Annotated in this window: 19 protein-coding genes; 8 read left to right on the top strand and 11 right to left on the bottom strand. The window is 39.4% G+C overall.

What is annotated here, in order from left to right; all coding sequences use genetic code 11:
- Positions 1–276: 276 nt before the first annotated feature.
- Entirely contained in the window at positions 277–696 is a 420-nt protein-coding gene (locus tag HOO54_RS07290) for a DUF805 domain-containing protein (RefSeq protein WP_172293817.1), read from the top strand.
- A gap of 66 nt (positions 697–762) precedes the next feature.
- Here the strand turns inward: HOO54_RS07290 and HOO54_RS07295 are convergent, their stop codons facing one another.
- Entirely contained in the window at positions 763–2,082 is a 1,320-nt protein-coding gene (locus HOO54_RS07295; protein ID WP_172293820.1) for a hemolysin family protein, read from the bottom strand.
- Between the two features lie 627 nt (positions 2,083–2,709).
- Here HOO54_RS07295 and HOO54_RS07300 point away from each other — a divergent pair.
- Positions 2,710–4,083: a hemolysin family protein gene (locus tag HOO54_RS07300; protein WP_172293822.1), complete on the top strand. Its 1,374-nt coding sequence runs from the start codon at positions 2,710–2,712 to the stop codon at positions 4,081–4,083.
- A gap of 240 nt (positions 4,084–4,323) precedes the next feature.
- On the opposite strand, the gene crcB is transcribed toward HOO54_RS07300, so the two are convergent.
- The 3 genes from crcB to HOO54_RS07315 are packed head-to-tail and all read right to left on the bottom strand — an operon-like array spanning position 4,324 to position 5,788.
- Positions 4,324–4,680, bottom strand: a complete 357-nt coding sequence (gene crcB, locus HOO54_RS07305) for a fluoride efflux transporter CrcB (protein ID WP_172293824.1) — start codon at positions 4,678–4,680, stop codon at positions 4,324–4,326.
- Complete coding sequence (locus tag HOO54_RS07310) at positions 4,677–5,069, bottom strand: fluoride efflux transporter FluC (protein WP_172293826.1); 393 nt, start codon at positions 5,067–5,069, stop codon at positions 4,677–4,679. Before HOO54_RS07310 ends, crcB begins: the two co-directional genes overlap by 4 nt.
- Before the next feature lie 14 nt (positions 5,070–5,083).
- Entirely contained in the window at positions 5,084–5,788 is a 705-nt protein-coding gene (locus tag HOO54_RS07315; RefSeq protein ID WP_172293828.1) for a glycerophosphodiester phosphodiesterase, read from the bottom strand.
- A 144-nt stretch (positions 5,789–5,932) separates the two neighbouring features.
- Here HOO54_RS07315 and HOO54_RS07320 point away from each other — a divergent pair, with 144 nt between their 5' ends.
- Together HOO54_RS07320 and HOO54_RS07325 are read left to right on the top strand one after the other, a co-directional pair.
- The gene (locus HOO54_RS07320) at positions 5,933–7,012 is read left to right on the top strand and encodes a mechanosensitive ion channel family protein (RefSeq protein ID WP_172293830.1); all 1,080 of its coding nucleotides are present in this window, start codon (positions 5,933–5,935) and stop codon (positions 7,010–7,012) included.
- Between the two features lie 15 nt (positions 7,013–7,027).
- Entirely contained in the window at positions 7,028–7,765 is a 738-nt protein-coding gene (locus HOO54_RS07325; protein WP_172293832.1) for an NAD-dependent protein deacylase, read from the top strand.
- Between the two features lie 27 nt (positions 7,766–7,792).
- Here HOO54_RS07325 and HOO54_RS07330 read toward each other — a convergent pair whose 3' ends face one another.
- Positions 7,793–8,689, bottom strand: a complete 897-nt coding sequence (locus HOO54_RS07330; protein WP_172293834.1) for a polysaccharide deacetylase family protein — start codon at positions 8,687–8,689, stop codon at positions 7,793–7,795.
- A 221-nt stretch (positions 8,690–8,910) separates the two neighbouring features.
- On the opposite strand from HOO54_RS07330, the gene dat reads away from it, so the two are divergent.
- Positions 8,911–9,759 (top strand): D-amino-acid transaminase, encoded by an 849-nt coding sequence (gene dat / locus HOO54_RS07335; protein ID WP_172293836.1) that lies wholly within the window; start codon positions 8,911–8,913, stop codon positions 9,757–9,759.
- 39 nt (positions 9,760–9,798) lie between these two features.
- Here dat and nhaC read toward each other — a convergent pair whose 3' ends face one another.
- The 5 genes from nhaC to HOO54_RS07360 all read right to left on the bottom strand — a co-directional run bounded on the left by nhaC (position 9,799) and on the right by HOO54_RS07360 (position 16,478).
- Positions 9,799–11,163 (bottom strand): Na+/H+ antiporter NhaC, encoded by a 1,365-nt coding sequence (nhaC, locus tag HOO54_RS07340; RefSeq protein WP_375335800.1) that lies wholly within the window; start codon positions 11,161–11,163, stop codon positions 9,799–9,801.
- A gap of 434 nt (positions 11,164–11,597) precedes the next feature.
- On the bottom strand, positions 11,598–13,529 hold the full coding sequence (locus tag HOO54_RS07345) for a TOMM precursor leader peptide-binding protein (RefSeq protein WP_172293838.1): 1,932 nt from the start codon (positions 13,527–13,529) through the stop codon (positions 11,598–11,600).
- Positions 13,529–15,352, bottom strand: a complete 1,824-nt coding sequence (locus HOO54_RS07350) for a putative thiazole-containing bacteriocin maturation protein (protein ID WP_172293840.1) — start codon at positions 15,350–15,352, stop codon at positions 13,529–13,531. The genes HOO54_RS07345 and HOO54_RS07350 overlap by 1 nt, the downstream gene beginning before the upstream one ends.
- Positions 15,353–15,470: 118 nt before the next feature.
- Entirely contained in the window at positions 15,471–15,845 is a 375-nt protein-coding gene (locus HOO54_RS25130) for a heterocycloanthracin/sonorensin family bacteriocin (RefSeq protein WP_172293842.1), read from the bottom strand.
- 210 nt (positions 15,846–16,055) lie between these two features.
- Complete coding sequence (locus HOO54_RS07360; RefSeq protein WP_253907636.1) at positions 16,056–16,478, bottom strand: universal stress protein; 423 nt, start codon at positions 16,476–16,478, stop codon at positions 16,056–16,058.
- A 424-nt stretch (positions 16,479–16,902) separates the two neighbouring features.
- Between HOO54_RS07360 and bmrC the strand changes: the two genes are divergently transcribed.
- Both bmrC and HOO54_RS07370 read left to right on the top strand, forming a co-directional pair.
- Positions 16,903–18,657, top strand: a complete 1,755-nt coding sequence (bmrC, locus tag HOO54_RS07365) for a multidrug ABC transporter ATP-binding protein BmrC (protein ID WP_172293846.1) — start codon at positions 16,903–16,905, stop codon at positions 18,655–18,657.
- Entirely contained in the window at positions 18,654–20,672 is a 2,019-nt protein-coding gene (locus HOO54_RS07370) for an ABC transporter ATP-binding protein (RefSeq protein WP_172293848.1), read from the top strand. The genes bmrC and HOO54_RS07370 overlap by 4 nt, the downstream gene beginning before the upstream one ends.
- Positions 20,673–20,687: 15 nt before the next feature.
- Here the strand turns inward: HOO54_RS07370 and HOO54_RS24190 are convergent, their stop codons facing one another.
- Entirely contained in the window at positions 20,688–20,816 is a 129-nt protein-coding gene (locus tag HOO54_RS24190) for a hypothetical protein (RefSeq protein ID WP_253907637.1), read from the bottom strand.
- 789 nt (positions 20,817–21,605) lie between these two features.
- Between HOO54_RS24190 and HOO54_RS07375 the strand changes: the two genes are divergently transcribed.
- Positions 21,606–22,037: a DUF5082 domain-containing protein gene (locus HOO54_RS07375; RefSeq protein WP_172293850.1), complete on the top strand. Its 432-nt coding sequence runs from the start codon at positions 21,606–21,608 to the stop codon at positions 22,035–22,037.
- The last annotated feature ends 2 nt before the right edge of the window (positions 22,038–22,039 follow it).

A 22,039-nucleotide genomic window follows, 5' to 3' on the forward strand; every position in this document is an offset into this window, starting at 1 on the left:
TTCTGGTAATTGGGGTTTATTATGATGAAATAAACCTAGATTGATATTCCGATCAAGGAGCTATAACCTAATAAAAAAAGGAGCAGTCTAAAAAGTCCTTTTTCAACATAAATCAGGGGGAATTGCGAGACCCAAGAGGAGCAAGGAACGAGCTCCGAGGAGGCTCGCGGATCGCCCGCGGAAAGCGAGCAAATTCCCCAATTTTTATTCATCCACACGACTTTCAGGACAACCCCAAAACTGTTTTGTTGTTGGACTCATCAAGGAGGTAATGAATTGAAGTGGTATTTAAAGGGATTAAAGAACTATGCAAAATTTGAAGGGAGAGCAAGACGAAAGGAATTTTGGATGTTCAGTCTCTTCAATGTTATAGCTTGCTTTGTTTTATTGTATGTTGGGAATTTCATTGGAGGGTTTGTTGCAGGACTGAATGCCGCTGGATATCTTGTAGCAACTGTATTAGCCAGAAAAATTGTATCGGTCCTGATCACGATCTATCTAATCGCCATTTTTATCCCATCCTATGCTGTCGGTTACCGCAGAATTCAAGATACGGGGAAAAGCGGTAAGTGGGTATGGTTAAATTTGATTCCGCTTATAGGTGCTATCATTTTAGTTTCAGTATTTTTTTGCAAAGACAGTGAAGCAAAAGATAATCAGTATGGTCCAAATCCGAAAGCAACTTTAAAAGAATAAAGTGTGAAGTTTACTTACATACATATAAAAAAGCTTACCGGCAAAATGTGTCGGTAAGCTTTTATACTATTCCGCTTCTTCAATCAGTTCTTCTACCGCTTTTTTAACCTCTACATATGAGACATGATGACCATCGATCTCATTAATGATAAATTCAAATCCTTGTTCGGTGAGCATGTCGCCTTTTTGGACATCATATTTTTGTGTGAGAAACCAGCCGCCAATGGTGTCAACTTCTTCATTGTTGAGATGGGTACCGAGCAAATCATTGACTTGGTCAATCAGTACTTTACCATCAAGAATGTAGTGGTTTTCTTCAATTTTGCGGATTTCATTGATTTCATCTATATCAAATTCGTCGCGGATTTCGCCAACGATTTCTTCAATGATGTCTTCAACTGTGACAAGACCTGCTGTACCGCCATATTCATCGGAAAGAATCGCCATATGGACGCGTTCTTTTTGCATTTTCAACAACAGATCATGGATTGGTATCGTTTCGATCACATGAATGATCGGATAGATAAATTGTTCAATCGTGTCTTCTTTGGTACATTCTCCGCTGATGCAGGCGGTCAAAATTTCCTTTATATTGACGACACCGATGATATTGTCTTTATCACCGTCTTCGATCGGATAGCGCGTATATCCTTCCGCTTTTGTAATATCGATCATGTCTTCAATTTTCATATCGTTTGGAAAACTGACAACTTCTGTTCTTGGAATCATGATTTCCTTGGCAAGACGATCATCAAATTCAAAAATTTTATTGACATATTTGAATTCAGATTGATTGATTTCACCGCTTTTATAGCTTTCTGACAGAATAATTCGCAGTTCTTCCTCAGAGTGTGCTATCTCGTTCTCAGAAACCGTCTCAAGACCGAATGTTTTCGTCAAAAGTCTCGCTGATCCGTTCAAAGCCCAAATAAATGGGAACATGATCCGGTAAAACCAGATCAGGGGTTTTGCGAACAGAAAGGAAATCTTTTCGGCCTTTTGAATGGCAAGTGTTTTCGGAGCAAGTTCCCCGACAACAACATGGAGAAACGTGATAATGGTGAATGCGATCACAACTGAAATAAGATGTGAAACAGAACTTGGGATATGAAACTCAGCAAACAGCGGTTTAAGCAGTTCGGCGATGGTCGGCTCTCCTAGCCAACCAAGACCGAGAGCTGTCAGAGTAATTCCGAGTTGGCAAGCTGATAAATATTCGTCCAAATGTGTGATCACTTGTTTGACCGAAACCGCTCGTTTATCTCCTTCAGCAATCAGCTGATCGACCCGTGTGCTTCTGATTCTGATAATCGCAAACTCAGATGCTACGAAAAATGCTGTTAAAGCAATTAAAACAGCAACAAAAATCAAATTAACTATTTCCAATTAGGACCTTCATTCTGACGTGAGAATGAAGGTAACACCTCCTGTTTAGTAAAAGATTAACTAAAGCAGCAGCATGAATGATTGGATCACCGTCTTGTCAACATTGCCAGTTCATATTGTCACGTACCTCATTTCATCGTTACGGGTGAAGAGGGAACTTGGACAGGGCCAACCTTTGCTGCTTGCGTTTAGTGATGAAATAACGTTTCTGTCAGGCGCAAGTTGCCCAAGGTTCACGTTATTATCAATATTCCGTTTTGTTATGTCCGCTATTGCCGTTAGCTGATCGCTACGATATGTCTCTGCCCCATCTGCTTCCCTCCTCACTCATCAAGTTATAGATATAAAATATTTTAATATATTAGAAGCTGTTTATACAAGTTAATTGAATAAAAACGGATTATAATTGATGGAAATATCTTTTATTTTCTAAAAATTCACGAATTTTCAGTTTGGATATTTGACTGATTCTTTTTTAATCAAGTATGATAATAGTATATATTGACTTGGAGGTGGTATGATGGGACCCTCTACATAGTCATTCATACAGAACGCACATCAGTCATACAGAAAGAATTTGAATTCATCAGGAGGTGACTCCTTATCCTGCATAGAGGATAGGGTTAAATGGACGATATCGTTAGTCTGATGATCATTGGCATTCTAATTGCTTTAACCGCTTTTTTTGTCGCTTCAGAATTTGCCATTGTCAGAGTGAGAAGCTCACGGATCGATCAGCTTATAACGGAAGGAAACAAAAAAGCAGTTCGTGCAAAACAAGTGATATCGGATTTAGATGAATATTTATCAGCTTGTCAACTCGGTATTACAATCACCGCTTTAGGTCTTGGGTGGATGGGGGAACCTGCATTCAAAAAGGTATTGCATCCACTTTTTGAAAGTATGCATGTTTCAGATTCCATTTCACAGCCACTATCAGTTGCCATTGCTTTTTCTGTTATTACATTTTTGAATGTGGTTGTTGGTGAACTCGCTCCTAAAACGATTGCGATCCAAAAAGCGGAGCAGCTTACACTTTGGTTGGCAGGACCATTGCACTTTTTCAATGTGGTCATGTTTCCATTCATTTGGGTATTGAATGTGTCAGCCAGATTGTTAACGATGTTATTCGGTGTGAAACCGGCGTCGGAAAACGAGGAATCACACTCAGAGGAAGAACTGCGAATCTTGTTATCAGAAAGCTATAAAAGCGGAGAAATTAATCCGTCTGAATATAAATATGTGAATAAAATTTTTGAATTTGACAATCGAATGGCTAAAGAAATCATGGTTCCTCGTACAGAGATTGCTTCTATACCTGTCGATTTACCGATTGAAGAGGCGCTTTCTGTTATGCTGAAAGAGAAATATACGCGCTGGCCGGTATATGAAGGTGATAAGGACCATGTCATCGGCATGATTAATACAAAACAACTGTTTACTGATCTGATGTTTATGTCAGAAGATGAAAAAAACCGGGTTACACTGAGAGCATACATTCGTCCTGTCATTGAAGTGATTGAGACGGCTCCAATTCAAAAGCTTCTGATCAAAATGCAAGGGGAACGGATACACATGGCGATCTTAACCGATGAATATGGGGGAACGTCAGGCCTTGTTACAACAGAAGATGTTCTTGAAGAAATCGTTGGAGACATTAGAGACGAATTTGATGAAGATGAAATGCCGCTTATTCAGAAAATAGCTGATCATGAATACATGATGGACGGAAAAGTGAGAATCGATCAAGTCAATGAGTTATTTGAAGAATCCATCGATGAGAAGGAAGTCGAGACAATTGGTGGTTTAGTGTTGAAAGAGAATATAGACATTGCAGAAGGTCAGACTGTACATGTCGGTTCCTTTGCAATTACTGTTCTTGAAATGGAAGGACGTCTGATTAAGCATGTTGAAATTAAGCAAGAACAAACAACTGAACATCTGGGACTAACACCGTCAGATCCGGTCGTTGTTCATCAAGTCACCTTGAGCGAAAAATAAGCTCAAGGTTTTTTAGTGTTTATATGTTCTATTTGCTAAGAAAAGAAAGCGCACCTCTGATTGAGCTTTCTTTGCGGAAGAATGATCAAGTAGAAAAGCAAACAAAGCGCACGTTTTCGGGAAAGTATCGTGGAGTCGGGTAAAGTGAAAATTATAATGCTTCAACATCTTGACAGGTTAGCGGCTAGCCTACAATGGAAAGTTTCAAGAATCCATTCTTTGGATTCTTGAATATTTTCATCATAATAAAAGAAGACTGCCAGCCCAAAATCCACCAATACAGCATGTCATCGTCATTAACATATATATAGTGCCTGCTTTTAAGCGTTTTTCTAATAAAAGCTGAACAGCTTCGACACTAAAGGTGGAGAATGTTGTAAATCCACCGAAAAAACCAGTTCCGATGACAATAGACAGTAATTGATGTTTTATATTAAGGCTAACAAAAATCCCTAACGCAAAAGAGCCGAGAATGTTAACTAGTAAAATACTAATCGGAATGTTTGGTTGCGGAAATTTGTTCTTGATCAGGCTACCAAGCCAAAATCTGAGGACAGAGCCGATACCTCCTGCGATCATAAAACCAACTGTCATCATGATTTGACCGCTCCTTTCCCATGCCTCGAGAGCCGGCTACTGAGACTTAAGCCTATGAATGCAAGACATACTCCGCCAGTAAGTGTTGCTCCTAAATAGATCATTCCCATATAAGGTGCAGAAGAATGAAGCAGCAGCACGGCTTCTTTAGAAAACGCGGACATTGTTGTATAGCCTCCACAAAAGCCGGTCCCTAAAGCTAGTTGAATATAAGGTTTTTTCGGGCGAGCGGTGAAAAAGCCGGTAAGAAGGCCTAAAAGCAAACTTCCAGATAGATTTTCAATTAAAGTAGACCAAGGAAAAAATGAGCCACCCGTCCACATGTTTAATACATAGCGAAAAAGTGAACCGAGTGTCCCGCCTAGAAAAACGGCAACATAAGACTTCATGAACTTCCTTCTTTCTAAAAATAATCAGGATAATCAGTAATAATTCCATCGATTTTCCAGCTTTGTAAACGACGTCCGGTCTTCTGTCCATTGACTGTCCATGCGAAAGCTTTCATACCATGGCGATGAACGGATTTGATTAAAAAAGGATTGAGCATCGTTTGTTTCATGTTGACATATTGCGCAAATGAAGAAATGTATTGCAGTTGATGTCGTGAGAACAATCCAAATCTCGGTCTGATCAAAACAGCGGTCGGCAGTGAAGGATAAAGTCTATGAAGCGTTTTGATGGCTTCAGGATCAAAAGATTGGACGATAATATTTAATGAAAAACCGAATTGATCAATCAGTTTTCCAAGCGAGTTTTCAATACCCGGCTGTGTTTTTGAAGACTTGATTTCAATAAGTAAACCCATTTTTTTGTGGTACTTTTGTAAAACAGCTTCAAGTGTTGGAATCTTTTCACCTTGAAAGGCAGGTGAAAACCAGCTTCCTGCATCCAATTTTTCAAGTTCATGCATTGTAAAATGTTTAACAAAACCAGTTCCGTTTGTCGTCCGATCCACTTTATCATCATGGATAACTGCTAGTTGATTGTCACGAGTCATTTGAACATCAAGCTCAATAAAATCAGCTGAGAGCTCCCACGCTTTTTCAAAAGCAGCAAAGGTATTTTCCGGTGCATAAGCTGAAGCTCCGCGATGAGCGATAATCTGCACAAATGTCAGCTCCTCTTTAAAAAAATCGATCCCTTATAAGAATAACGGAAGATATCAAGCAAGTAAATCAGGGTAAATCATAAGAAATTTTTCGAAGCTTTTAGTATAATGAATTCTTAACAGCGATCATAAGGAGAGAAAGTGATGTTTACACAATATATGACTATAGAGTTTGCTACTAAAATGGGTATCAGCGTTGGCATTTTGCTTTTATTTTTCTTACTTAGAAAAATATTTACGAAATATTTATTTAATCTGATTCTTAAATTAACAAATAAACCTAAAACTGATTTTTTTAATCAGGTGGCGCTTGCTTTTGAAAAGCCAGCTAGGTGGTTTTTTACGATTGTCGGTATCTATTTAGCGATTATTTACTCCCCCTTTTTTGATACTCATATGGCGATCGTTCATAAGTTATACAGGGTGTCGTTAGTTATTGTGATTGTTAGCGGACTTTACAATTTAACAGCTTCATCGTCAGTTGTGTTCGATAAAATTAATAAGCGATTTGAACTGGCTATGGATGATATTCTTGCACCGTTCTTATCTAAAGTTCTCCGTTTTATCATTGTCGCATTAGGAATCAGTGTAATAGCTGGAGAGTTCAATTATGATATTAACGGATTTGTTGCCGGTCTCGGGCTTGGCGGCTTTGCATTTGCGCTTGCAGCGAAAGATACAGTCGGAAATTTTTTCGGGGGAATCGTCATCATCATGGAAAAGCCCTTTACAATAGGGGATTGGATTGAAACGAATATTGTGATAGGGACGGTTGAAGATATATCATTTCGAAGCACAAAAGTCCGCACAGCTGGAGAAGCTCTTGTCACAGTTCCAAACTCAGTTCTGGCAAATGAAGCGATCAAGAACTGGACGAAAATGAGAAAACGCCAAATTACATTTTCACTTCATATTGATCCATCAACACCGCGGGAAAAGGTTGAAAGGTGTGTGGAACGATTTAAAGAGATGCTCCGAACGCATGATGGCGTTCACCAAGAAGTGATTATGGTTAATTTAGAGGTGTTGCAGGACACACATTTAAGCATCTTTTTTAATTTCTATACAAATACAACAGTGTGGGCGGAAAATTTAGAAATTAGACAAGATGTGAACTATCGAATTATTGACATTATGGATGAAGAACAAGTTGACTTTGTTTCACCTGGTCATCATTTGTTTGAATTGAGTAAAACGAAGTCGATGAACGAAAAATCTAAATAAAAGGAGAACGACACTATGCAGGGAGAAGCTGAGAAATTCGTTGATTTGCTTGAAAAGGCTCAGTATATTACTGTTTTAACAGGTGCAGGAATGAGTACAGAATCAGGTATTCCAGATTTCCGTTCTGCAGGTGGGATATGGACAGAAGATACATCAAGAATAGAAGCGATGAGCCGTGATTATTTTGAGCGTAATCCAAAGCTTTTCTGGCCGAAATTTAAAGAGCTTTTTCAACTGAAAATGAGCGATTCGTTTCAGCCGAATGCCGGCCATTGTTTCTTAGCAGAACTTGAAAAGCAGGGGAAGGATGTCAACGTGTTTACGCAAAATATTGACGGACTTCATATCGAGGCAGGAAGCCGCCATGTTTATGAACTGCACGGTTCACTCCAAACGGCGGCTTGTCCAAAATGTGGAACTCGATATGGACGAGCTCAAATGTTGCAAGAAGAAGTTCCAAAATGCTGCCGCTGTAGTATTATTTTAAAACCGGATGTTGTGTTGTTCGGTGACATCGTTCAGCATTTAGACACCCTTTTTCAAGTTCTCAATTCAACTGACCTGCTGTTGGTGATCGGGACCTCACTTGAAGTAGCACCTGTCAGATTTGTTCCTGAAGAAGCGCATATGATCCCAGGTTTAAAAAAGGTCATGATCAATTTGGATGAAACTGCTTATGATCAACTGTTTGATCTTGTTATACATCGGAAGATCGCTGAATTCATAAGTGAATTAAACCATTTTCCAATATAAAAAATCCCCTGGTTAACAGGGGATTTTTTATTCATGGATAGGAATCATCGACTGATCGATCACTTCAAATGAATAACCCATATTTTTTAGGTTAGTAATCAAGATTGGCAATGATTGAACTGTTGTTGGAATATCATGCAATAAGATTACAAGAGGCTGCTTTGTCTGCCGCTTTTCAAGCATGCTTAACTGATTCAAAACTTCCGGAACGTATTTTTGGCTTCTGTACTTCCAATCAAGGCTATCAATATTCCAGTCCCAATAAATAAATCCGTTTTTTTTCAACACTTTTGCCTGAGCATTGGTTAAGTATGGTTTGCTTCCATACGGTGTTCTAATCAGGTTGGTTTTGACACCAGTAATAGACTTGAGCGTTGCTTGTGCCTGCTTCATTTCTAGATTCGGAGAATGAGCATTTTTGTAAAACAATTTTTTGTTGTGGGTGACCCCATGAAGCCCAAGTTTATGACCTTGCCGTTTCATCTGAAGAACAGCTTCTCGATGGTATCTCATGTTTGGTTCAAGCATGAAAAATGTTGCTTTTACATCAGATTCACTTAAGATTTGAAGCAACCTTTGAGTCGCTGATGAAGGTCCATCATCAAAAGTCAAATAAACCGTTTTCCCCGGCTTTTTTTTCACAGTTGCCTGTTTCTTTTTGTCGTGTTTTTGTTTGGGAACATCCTGTTTTTTGCTCAAATGGTTAGCGAGTTTGTCTCGTGTTGTTTCTTTGAGCGGGATGCTGTCTCCTTCATGACGCATTTGACTGTTTTCTGTCATTGTCAATTCTTTTTTCTGTATAGTATCGGGAGATTTCGACAAATCCCAAACATAAAGAAGAATCAGACACAGAATGACAAAACATGCTGATTTCGTCAGTAAATAAAGCACAGATGGGGATGTTTTTTTCGAATCTTTGCGCATGTTACTCTCTCCGTATCATTTTCTAATTATATTAGAATCCTTATCTCATAAAATAAGGGATCATATTTTTCAAGTATACAGGATTAGAAGGAAGATGAATACAGCTTATCGAAAAAAATGTCATTTTTTAAAAGAAAATGTTGAAGGAATCCTATTTCTTAAAAAATTTTGACAATATTCACATGTTAGAATAAGAAGGAATGATGTAAAGGGGTGGGGAAATGAAGGTGCTTTTTAACGGTCGTTTCGTTGACCGGTACGAATGTAAGGTTGATATTGAAGATAGAGGGTATCAATTCGGAGATGGGGTTTATGAAGTGATTCGTATTTATAACGGTACCTTTTATCTGTTACATGAGCACATCGTTCGATTGTTTAGAAGTGCTTCTGAAATTGAGATGGTCCTACCATTTTCAGAAGCTGAGTTGAGAGACCAGTTAAAGGAACTGATCATCATCAACCAAGTTGATGATGGTGGAATTTATCTGCAGGTCACTAGAGGAACAGCGCCAAGAAAGCATCAATATAAACCAGGGCTTAAACCGCAATTCATAGCTTATCCGCTCCCAGTTGAAAAACCTGTCTTCCAACAGCAAACGGGTGTTTCTGTGATAACCGCAGAAGATTTGCGGTGGCTGAGATGTGATATTAAAAGTCTGAACTTGCTATATAATGTGATGGCAAAGCAAAAAGCTTATGAGGCTTCGGCATTTGAAGCGATTTTGCTTCGCGGCGGGGTTGTAACAGAAGGGACAACTTCAAATGTTTTTGTTGTCAAACATCAGATCATCTATACTCACCCTGCGACAAACTTGATTTTAAACGGTATCACACGGAGGAAACTGCTTGAGCTTTTTCGAAAAAACGGCTGGTTATATCAAGAAAAAAAGATTACGAAAGATCAACTGCTGACAGCAGATGAAGTCTTTATTTCTTCGACAACAGCTGAGGTCATGCCTGTCACTGTGATTGACGGGCAGAACATTGGAGCTGGGACACCAGGACGGCTGACAAAAGAAGTGCAAAAAGCATTCCAACATCATATTTTGCTAGAAACATCTAAAAAATAAACAACAGCGCCGTTTCCACATGGAAACCGGCACTGTTGTTTATGATTGACGAAAACCAAACAATATAGAAAATAGCGGTGATAAATAAAGAAAAAACACAAATGGCAAGTATTCGATCACAGGTACTCCAAGTGCAGTTGACATGAATGCACCACTGACACCCCATGGGATCATGGGATTAATAAGTGTACCGCCATCTTCAAGCGATCTTGATAAATGTTTGCGATCAATTTCAAGTTTGTCATAAAGCTTTTTAAAAGACTGCCCTGGAATTAAAATAGACAAATATTGTTCGCCTGTCAGCAAATTGATTCCCATACTTGCTAAAACCGTTGAGAAAACGAGCCTTGCTTTTGTACGGATACCTTTCATGACACCTTCAAGCAGGCTTGAGATCAGCCCGGTTTTTTCCATCAGACCGCCAAGAGCAAAAGCGATCATAATAAGTGAAACAGAACCCATCATCGATTGAAGCCCACCGCGGTTGAGAATTTTCTCAACTGCTTCATTTCCAACTGAAAAAACCGGTCCGTTTTGCATAGCAGCCAAAAATGAAGAGATATTGGCTGCAGGCTGGATAATCGCAGCGAGAACAATGGCTGAAACGATTCCAGCTACCAAAGATGGAATGACAGGTATGCGTCTGACAGCGAGAACAATCACCAGTAATGGTGGTAAAAGGGACCAGCCGCTGATGGCAACTGTACTTTCAATCCCTTTGACAATCGATTGGATGTTTTCTGTAGATGTGTCGGCAATTGTTAATGACCTTCCCATAAAAAAGAAAACCAAAATGGTGATCAAAAGTGCCGGAAATGTGGTGCCCATCATATGTCTAATATGCTTAAAAATCGGAATTTGCCCAACTCCTGCGGCAAAATTTGTTGTGTCTGACAATGGTGACATCTTATCGCCAAAACAAGCCCCGCAAATAACGGCTCCTGCAACCCATGTCAATGGAACCCCAGCAGCGTGAGCAACACCGATCAATGCGACACCAATAGTACTTACCGTTGTGAAGCTTGAACCAACTAATGAACTAATCATTAAACAGCTGATAAGGGCTGTCAAAAGCAAATATTGTGGTTCAATGATGTTTAATGCGTATACTGTCACAGTAGGAATTGTTCCGCTATACTCCCAGACCCCAATTAAGATTCCGATTAATGACAATATCATAATTGGTTGAATCCCATTTCGAATTCCGGAGATCATACCACTTTCAAGTTCTTTCCATGTATAGCCTTTTAAAGAACCAACAGTCGCAAGAAAGGCGACACAAATTAGCAAAGGTATGTGCGCTTCTGCATGGAAAATGAAGAGGCATGTGAAAATGATGATGAGCATGACAAAAAATAATAAAGCCGATATGGAAAAAGAAAATCGTTTATCTTTAAACAACATTTACACCTCATTAGTCAAATATTACTCTTTAACACTTTTATGCTTTTGTGCGTAAACGTATTATAACAGAAAAATAGCCAATTGACCTATAAAAAAATTAAAAAAACGGGCTAAGATTTTGAAAGCGCTGACTATCTCTTTAGGTATAATAGTCTCAGAAAGGCAGAATTGTATACATAGTTGTACCTAATTGCCGAACAATGGGGTGTTTTTTAATGGAGCTTAAGGTCGCGATGACTTGCCATGTTTATAATCTTATGATAAGGGTGAGAAATGCACCTATCTTGATTTGTTTTTAAAGCACTCCATGAAAAGGGAGAAATGTTGCGTGACATCTAACCAAAAAAAGAGCAGTTCATTCTGCTCTTTTGGGAGTGGTTACAGGTGAAGGGCGTTCTTCTTAAAGATAAAAAGAACAATCATAAAGAGACATGTTAAGGAAACGGGTGGGGATGGTGATTGAGTTGTTCGGGTTTCATCTTTTCTTCTGTAAACCCAAGTTTCCTCGGAACTGTTAACACTCGCTCAAGTCCAGTTAGGCGGGTGAGGCGGTGTCCGAATGTCATGGGCAACATACCCGGGATTAAGACTTTCACACAATATAAGCCATTTCGTTTAATCGCAGGGGAAGTTTGATCGACAACGATTACCTCAAGACTGAGGCGGTGAAACCTTTCAAGCAGATTGCGAAGATCTTCGCTCAAGTCAAAGTTTGCTTGGTCTAGTTTGAAAGCGTCTTTGAATGTTTGTAGGGGCTGTTTTTGATTTAGTAGAAACTGAAGACGGTTTTCAGCTTCAGGTAACCCGTATAGCATACTATGTTGTTCCATTTTCTGTACTAAAAAAGGGTTGGAGAGCATTTCTAAATATTGATCACGGTCAGCTGTGAATTTTTGATCATGCTTTAACATCATTCCAGCCAACTCGTGACACGCGCTTTTAACCGCTTTTATAGGATTTAGATGGGCACCGCCTGTGCAAATAAGATTTAAACCATGAGCCTTTTTGTTTTTAGCGATAGCCCAAATACTTGGAATACCGTGTTCCATGGTCGAATTGTAAACATGCAAATCATATCCTGCGACAGCGCGAATTCGTTCTAACATAAATTGCAACTCATGATCATCACAAGACTTAAGGTCAAGCTGTTGAAGAGGAAGCTGAGCATACCAGGTAATTAAAAAAGAATCGCGTTCAACGACTTCTAAAATGGCATGAAAGATTGCTTCTTCCAAACTGCTGCCTAACGCACATCCATTAGATGTCTCATACACAAAACTGTTCTTTCGTCCCAAACTATAGTAGGCTAGCGTCTCTGGTACTAATATCGGTCGTTCTTGTAAAAAAGAATAACCCCACACCCAATTCATTGGAAGATGTGGATCAAACGGTTTAAAGGGGAAATCAGCCTGCTGATACTGTTTTTCATCGTGCAATCCCGCTTTTCTCGGATCAAGTGCCAGCGTCTCTAACTGCTCGTAACAATCATAAATCATTGTTCGTTTGCCCCGTGGTTCGATTCCTGAATAACGTTCTAGTCCTTCTAAAATAGCCGTTAACTCGCTTTCTTCATATGAATGGCTCCTGCCGCCGACAGCTTCATTTCCAATCCATAAAGGCATATTGACAATCATATCAGCAAACGGCAGAATGGCATCATATCTTTTACTATTAAAAATCCCTGTTCGCTGATCAAGATATTCTGTCTTAAGTACACTTTTTAATTCAGCTAAATCGCGAACACGAAAACGATCAAGACTTGTTTTCGGATTTGGCTGAAGTTTAAGCAGGGCTAATTCTGCTGTATCTTCAGGTATACGGCTGCAAATCGGACATGATGGATCAGGGATAAAGGAGTGAGAAGAACTTTCTAATGTTTTCATATTGATGAACAGCAATCGATTTTCCAGATGATAATGACCGTGGTTTATGACATTTTCGATTTCTTTACAAATCAACAAAATCATCTGACGGCAGCCGTTCTTTGAGGCCCATGGGTCACGGTTGACCTCTCCCTCTAATTCCAGCAGTTGTTGACTGTCTGGACTGTTGATGATCCGTCTCATATCAGCACATTGAGAACACCCAGAGTCAGAGTTGCCCGGATCAACCAGTGGACCGATAATACCTTCACCAAATAAAACAAAACCGCGAAGCCATGGAATGCCGATTTGACGGAATTTTTCGTCTGCTTTGCGGTATAAATATGGGCGGCAAGTATCATGTACGACAATAGCAAGCTGAGTTCCGTTAGGTATTCCAGCCTCAAAATCAGCTTGACAGATCACCTTATATTTTGCGGATAATTGTTTTAACACACCGTCAGCGATCACACCGTCACCAATTAGTAAAATGGTGTGTTCCATCACACTTCCTCCTTTGAAAGACGCACAGCATAGATATCGAGGTGTTTTTTCAGAATGGGTTCAACCGGAAAATCATAAACAAGAAGTTGTAAACCGTGCTGTTTTAACTGTGTTAATGTCAATTTCATCAACTTTGGAAAATCTTCAATCATATCAATATGAACTGGCTTTATATGGTTTTGATTCACAATCAGAGAAATGTTTTTTTGTGGCTGTATATTCATTAGAGCTCGCTCCAATGTTTTCCTTAGTGCTAATGTGATATTTATACCCGCACTTTGGTACCATTGATCATGTAGACATACCCATATGACAGGAAAACCTGCTACTTCTGTGCCTGAAAAAATCTTTGCAGGGCTGTTCAACTGCTTCATGATATTCAAATAGTACTCACAATGATGATCATTGATCTCTTCTAAAGTGATTGGTGATATAATTTCTTTTCCATTCCACTCCCGTTTTTCCAATTCATGATTTAAACATGTTTGCAATCCTCTTAGTACGGCTTCTGCAAACATGTCTCCTGCTCCTACACCTAGAAACTGATTTTCCTCAATATAGGAATGAACAAGTTTTGAGCCATACATTTCAATCCCGATCAGTCCGGCCTCTCGTCGAGCTTCTTCATGGGTATATCCGACACAAATCTTTTTTGCTAAAAGTTCAGCTGGTCCTGTTGATAATGGATTGACAGGTTGCACATAACACTGTGACAAAGGGAGCTGTTTTAAATTTTTTTCTTCCCATAAATGAAAGATTCCGATTGTTTCACAAGTTAGTTGACTAAATAGTTGAAAGATATGACTTGTTTCTTTGGAATCGATTGTCATTCTCGTCTCCATGTCGTGGATGAAGCGAAGTTCAGCGGTGTTAGTATTGACAAGCGGATGAGAGGGGAACCAGTACCAAGTACTTTCCAACGTCACTAGGTCAAGAAGATAAACATGGTTTCGTTTCGATAATTGAGATAGGCCGGTAACGGCTTTAAATACTTCAAAAGCAATGATATTTGCGAGCATGTCTTTTCCTATGGAAGAATACGTTTCAAGTTTGTGATGATCCAAGAGAGCCGTATTGTGAAGGCGTCGCCATGCTGATTCAAAGCATCCATCATGATGATCCAGTGTGACAGGTCCCGCTAAGCCAATTTGTTTCAAACAGACTGCCGGGAAAAAACTTTTGCCTTTTTTTCTGCATTCTCTTTGGAGCTCACTGATTTTTTCTGGATCGGCATCTTCAGAAACATATAATACCCAGTCGAAAGGGATGATGGCTTCCTGCATATTTTGTGTTGGTATCACTTCAATCGTTGCATCATGTACATTTACCAGCTCTGAAGTTGGGTGCTGGACATAAATTGTGGTGAATCCCGTCTCAGCTAAGGCGCGCACCATTGAAACGACAAAGGAACCAGAACCTAGTAATAATACTTTTGCATTGCGGCATAATTGAAAGCGATATGCTCCTGAATTCGTAAAACTCTCAATCCATTCGATTTGTGATGCGTACGTGTTAAGCTCTTCACATTGCAACCTATGAGACTCATCACAACTTACATCCCGAACAAATCCGTTTTTTTGAAGAATATCTCCGATTTCAAACACTCTGTTACGGTATGGAGTGGATAATCCAGCTGTCAATTCTTCAAGGGTGTGTTTGCCATTAAACATAGGCGATAATTTTTCGATCCACTGATAAATGGAATCACCTTTTATTCGAAAGGAACCAGAGTTGTTTCTAAAATAAACGCCACCATTTGGATCACGAAGAAAACATGTATCTTGCTTCACCTTTAAGCGAGTGGATGCGGTCAAGTTTGTCATGCAGCTCCTCCTTAAGATGATGTAAAAAAACACATACCATTATATGTCATCCGGTTTGTCCAATATGTTGAGCAGATAAAGCCCCTGCAGTTCGTACAGGGGCAGTATTCGATCAGGACTACATACCACCATACCAGCAACAGTGACCAGCGCAACTCCAACAGCTTCCGCAGCTGGCACAGCTGGCGCAACTCCAACAGCTTCCGCAACTGCCACAGCTGGCGCAACTCCAACAACTTCCGCAACTGCCACAGCTGGCACAACTCCAACAGCTTCCGCAACTGCCACAGCTGGCGCAACTCCAACAGCTTCCGCAACTGCCACAGCTGGCACAACTCCAACAGCTTCCGCAACTGCCACAGCTACCACAACTCCAACAACTTCCTGAATGCATCATATTAGCATCATGACGGATAGGATCCCAAGCCATCATCTCACCTGCCTGGAAATGATCCATCTCTAATGATTGTAGTTCATCATGAAAATGTTGCATGTTTCCACCTCTTTTTTCATATTCATAAACTAAATTTTCCTAAGGTATTGAAAGAAAATAAACACCCGGGGTCTCTCGATATCAAAATATGGGATTTGTTAGGTGGTTGTTACTGCTTTAACCGCCTATTTTCTAATGAAAGAACCTAGTGGAAACTTTCGAGAAGTCATATAAAAAAACCGGCCTGATCAGACCGGTTAAATGAGAACCTTATTTGATGATTAAGACAGGTATTTCTGATTCAGTGGAAATCTTGTCACTGACACTGCCAAACAACAATTTTTTTATGCGATTTTGGTCCCGAGTCCCTGTAATAATCAGATCGGCACCGAGTTTTTCCGCGTGATCAAGGATTGCGTTTGCAGGATCACCTTCTAAAATAGCAATTTCAGCTGTAAGCTGATTCTCGTTTAAGACTCGTTTTGCTGAAGCAAGTGCTTCTTCTGTGCTGTCTTCATAGATGATAGGTTCGTCATTTAATGTTTCATATGGAGGAGAGATTTTTACCTCCTGAACATGTGCGATGAACAATTTGGAACCGAGCCTTTTTGTCAGTTCAATTGCTTTCATAAGGGCACTTTTGCTTTCATCTTTTTCGTCAAATGCAACAAGGATTCGAGCCGCTTTAAACAAATGAATCATTCCTTTCAAGAATGGATTTATTATTGTTATACCCGTTTTTTGATAAAGTTTAACAATCAAGTTGACAATAAAAGATTCGTATAATAAGATGGAAAATATTAATAAGAATGGGAGGTTACCGTCATGTTGAAAACAATAAATCAAACATTTCTAAGAAAATTGAATCATAACGTGGCGGTGGAAAACCTCTCTTAGATTATTCTTCAAAATGCAAGTGGAGGCGTATGTCGCGTTAAGAGCGGGCATACGCCTTTTGATTGATATGAGAAAGGCATGCTGCAAAATAAACAGTATGTCTTTTTTTCATATATAAATAAGTAAGAGGAGGGATTTTTGTGCTCATTATTAGAAAAAGAGAAAGCCATGATTGTAAGGAAAAACTTGAAGGCGGTTAACAAAATGGAGGGATGTCATCATGTTTTCTGTTTTATGGAAGTTAGGTTGGTTTTTTAAGGACTCTTGGAAGCGCTATACAATAGCGATTACCCTGCTTTTAATTGTGAATGTGTTAGAAATGTTTCCCCCGAAGCTATTCGGAAATGTAATTGATGATATCCAAGCAGGTACTTTTTCGATGGCAGCCATGCTCCGTTATATTGGTTTATTTATCTGTTTGGCAATCGTTGTGTATATGTTGACGTATTACTGGATGTATCAATTGTTTGGCGGTGCAAATCTGATTGAAAAACTCCTCAGATCCAAACTAATGGGGCATTTATTAAAAATGACTCCGACTTTTTATGAAAAGAACCGAACCGGAGATTTGATGGCAAGAGCGACGAATGATTTAAAAGCCATTTCAATGACTGCTGGTTTTGGAATATTAACATTGGTTGACTCGACAGTTTATATGTTGACACTTCTTTTTACGATGAGTTTTTTCATTAGCTGGAAACTGACACTTGCGGCGATTATTCCTCTCCCATTAATGGCAGCGGCCATCAGTGTATACGGAAAAAGAATTCATCAGCGTTTTACTGAAGCGCAGCAAGCGTTCGGCGATTTAAATGATCAAGTCCTTGAATCAATCTCAGGTGTCAGAGTGATTCGTGCGTATGTCCAAGAAAGAAGCGATGTCAGCCGGTTTAACAGGATGACAGCAGATGTGTACGAGAAAAACATGAAAGTAGCACGGATTGAAGCTCTGTTTGAACCAACTGTTAAATTGCTAGTCGGCATCAGTTATTTAATTGGCTTAGGCTATGGCGCTTATCTTGTCTTTCGTAGTCAACTTACTTTGGGGGAACTTGTTGCATTTAATGTTTATCTTGGCATGCTGATCTGGCCGATGTTTGCTATCGGTGAACTGATCAATGTGATGCAAAGAGGGAATGCGTCACTTGATAGGGTAAATAAGACATTGTCCTATCTGCCCGATGTGACAGAAGCACCGCATGTTGAAAAAACGAAACCAGGGGATCTTGTCTTTGACAATGTTAGTTTTTCGTATCCAAGCTCAAGTTCAGACAATCTTAAGTCCATTTCATTTACTGTTTTAAAAGGGCAAACCATTGGGATAGTAGGGAGGACAGGAAGTGGAAAAACGACATTGATCAAACAGCTTTTAAGACAATATCCAAAGGGAACAGGAACGATCACCATTTCTGGTGTGCCGATCGAGAACATCTCTCTTGACGAATTACATAGCTGGATCGGATATGTCCCTCAAGATCATGTATTATTTTCAAAAACGATGAAAGAGAATATTTTGTTTGGGACTCAAGATGGAAAAGACCAGGATGTCAAAGGTGTTATTCGAGCAGCTCATTTAGAAAAGGATCTCGAACAACTCCCTGAGGGACTTGAGACAATGGTAGGAGAGAAAGGTGTCGCCTTGTCTGGCGGACAAAAACAACGAGTTTCAATTGCTCGAGCATTAATCAAAGAACCACATATCTTGATTTTAGATGATTCGCTATCGGCTGTTGATGCAAAAACAGAACGGGTGATGATCGAAAATATTCGGGATAAACGGAAAGAAAAAACAACGTTCATCATCTCACATCGTATGTCAACAGTCGAGCATGCTGATGTCATACTCGTGGTAGAAGATGGAAAAATAACGGAACGGGGCACTCACCGAGAGCTGATTGAAAGAAAAGGCTGGTATTACGAGCAATATGAAGCACAGCAGCACACTCCAGTGGAAGCAGGGGGGAATGGCGCATGAAGACTGGTAAGCGACTTATCCAATACTCCCTTTTTTATAAAAAAATTCTGATCTGTGCACTGCTCATGCTGGTCGTGGCTGTTTCAGCAGAACTGACAGGTCCGTTTATCGCAAAAAAGATGATTGATGAACACATTTTAGGAATTGAAAAAACATGGTATGAAGTCTCTGAAAAGAGTAAATACTCTGTTTCTTATAAAGGCAGGGAATATGTTAGGGAAGATAGAATGTCCTCTTCTGGTCGAAAACGTAAACAAGTTCACATTTTTCAAATCGGAATGGCGTACTATTTTGTTGATGAAGCGATACAGTTTGACGGTGAGCGAACGGTAATGAATGGGAGACTGCGGATACAAAGCGGGACCCAATCGGTGACCTATCCGACCGTCCGCCTCTCACCTGCTGAAGTGTATTCGTTTTATGAACCGGAAGTAGGCGGAATTGTCTCATTGGTTTTATTGTATTTTGGTCTCTTAATTTTCTCAATATTTTTCCACTATGGTCAAGTGTATTTATTGCAGAAGAGTGCCAACCGAATTATTCAAAAAATGCGCAAAGATGTGTTCGCTAACATTCAAAAGTTACCCATTCCTTTTTTTGATCATTTACCAGCTGGTAAAATTGTTGCGAGGGTGACCAATGATACCGAAGCAATCCGCGATCTTTATGTCACGGTATTATCTACATTTGTTTCAAAAATCATTTATATGGTCGGAATTTTCATAGCACTGTTTATATTGGATGTGAGACTGGCAACGGTTTGTCTTGTAGTTATTCCGCTTATTGTAATTTGGTCAGTTGTCTACCGGCGTTTTGCAGCAGGTTACAATCATAAACTCCGATCAATCAACAGTGATATTAATGCGAAAGTGAATGAATCCATTCAAGGAATGACAATTATTCAGGCGTTTCGTCGTCAAAAAGAGACAATGCGTGATTTTGAACAATTAAATAACAGTCATTTTCATTACCAAAATAAAATGCTTAGTTTGAATTGTTTACTGTCACATAATTTAGTCAATTTTCTCAGAAATGGAATGTTTGTCGCATTAATTTGGTATTTTGGAGGAGCGGCCCTCAATGCAGAGGGAGTCATCTCGATCGGTGTTTTATACGCATTTGTTGATTATTTGACGCGTCTAATTGAACCGATTAATGGCATTGTCAGTCAGTTTGCCAAACTTGAATTGGCCCGGGTTTCAGCGGAGCGTGTCTTTCAGCTTCTAGATGAGCCAGGTGTTGAAGTGACGGAAAAAAGCACCGAGAAAGTAAAAGGTCATGTGGTGTTTGAAAATGTCTCATTTCGATATGATCAAGGTCATGATGTGTTAAAAAATATTTCATTCGAGGCGAAACCAGGCGAAACGATTGCATTAGTCGGTCATACAGGATCTGGAAAAAGTTCAATTTTGAATGTGCTGTTTCGCTTTTATGACATTCGTAAGGGTGATGTGAAAATCGATGGAAAAAGTATTTATGATGTTTCACAGCAACAAATTAGACAGTATTTAGGTATCGTATTACAGGATCCTTTCTTATTTACCGGAACGATTGCTTCAAATGTCAGCCTTGGCAATGAAGAGATCTCAAGGGAAAAAATTGAAGACGCCTTAAAGCAAGTTGGGGCTGATCAATGGCTAACTCAGTTACGTAAAGGCCTTGATGAACCAGTGATAGAAAAAGGAGGGACGCTTTCTTCAGGACAAAGACAGCTGATCTCGTTTGCCAGAGCGCTTGCTTATGATCCAGCTATCCTCATTTTAGATGAGGCAACGGCAAATATCGATTCTGAAACAGAAGCCATTATTCAAAAGGCACTTGACGTGGTGAAAAAAGGACGAACAACTTTTATCATTGCCCACAGGTTGTCAACGATTAGAAATGCGAATCAAATCCTTGTTCTAGACAATGGAAATATCATTGAACAGGGGAATCATGAACAATTGATCAAACAGAAAGGCCAATACTACCAGATGTATGAACTTCAAAAAGGCGAGGGGATCTGTGTTGGTTAGCGAGTTTCCCCCTCGCTATTCAATAAGCCTGTCCGCCGAATCAGATTTTCCGCATGTGAGCGATTGAAAGACAACGTATTCATGCAAGAGCGAACAGCCAACAAATTGTATGAGTTCCCAGTTTATCGTTGTTACAAATTGCATGCCGACTCCTCCTTTTAGAAGTTAGCATATGAACCAAGGGCGGAGTGGGTGTGGATTTTGTTTGAAATCATTGGAATTGCGAAAAATACAGGAAGATCAATACTGAAATTCGGAGAAAAGTCAGTGGAGGTATGTTTTTCCACTGGCATTATTTTTTGGGGGTTATTTCTCTCAGGTAACTACTATTGTTAAGTGGTTCAATAGAATGTTGTACGTTTAAACCTATATCCTTTATTGGTAAACAATGCTTCCAAAATATTGAACAAACCCGAAACATTCAAATCCTGTTTCTAAGCTCTTTTGCAAGAGCTAAAGCTAAATCAACGCAATGACCTTGAGTTTCGGCATGCAGCAAATATAAGTGGTTGTTGTTAGCAAAAATATTACGAACAAACATTCTTATGAATGTTGAAAAAGAACGTATGTTCCTGTATAATTGAAGAAGGATAAACAAAACAACTGGACTTACAATAAAGATGATGTGAACAATCAAAAGTGGAAAAACCCAAAAAATTAATTATTATTTGTTCGAGCTTACTGTTTAAAGACTCCAGAATGATGTGTTACAGAACAACTGAACTATTGACCACTTAAATCTGTGGTCCCCAATCCCCATTTTTAAGATCATCCAAAAAAAATAGACCTTTTTAACTTACTTCTTTAAGCGATCTTCATAAAATAGAGGCCTAGGGATCTATTCAGATCTTTTCTTAACTGTTCTAAAATTGAAGAGATATACAATCATTCGGTGGATAAATCTGTATAATTCCTATTATTGAGGTGAAACGAATGAGTGATATAGGTATATTGAATGACATAAAAGGGGCAATTAGCGGACATTCGGAAGATTTAGAAGGCAAGATTGAAAAATTAAAAGCCGCAAAAAAAGAAATAGAAAAAGAACATGAAGAGGGCATTGTCCAGATTAGGCAGATCCTAAACCCGCACCTTGACAAACAGTGGACTGGCGAATTAGCCACTGACTTTGATGAGGAACGAGATGTGGCACATACAAAGATGCATGATATTGTAAACGAGAAATACTTAGATTATATCTCCACTATTGAAAGCAAGATTACCAGTTTGGAACATAAAAAAGGCTTTTTTGAGGGATTAGGAGGTCTAGTAGCGGAGGCAGATGATTTAGTGAAAAAAGGAGAAAAAGCAGTTGATGATTTGAGCAATACAATAGGCAAACTTAAAAGAAAAATGGGCTGGTGATT

It is taken from the genome of Bacillus sp. WMMC1349 (assembly GCF_013155385.1).
GTDB lineage: Bacteria > Bacillota > Bacilli > Bacillales > Bacillaceae > Bacillus.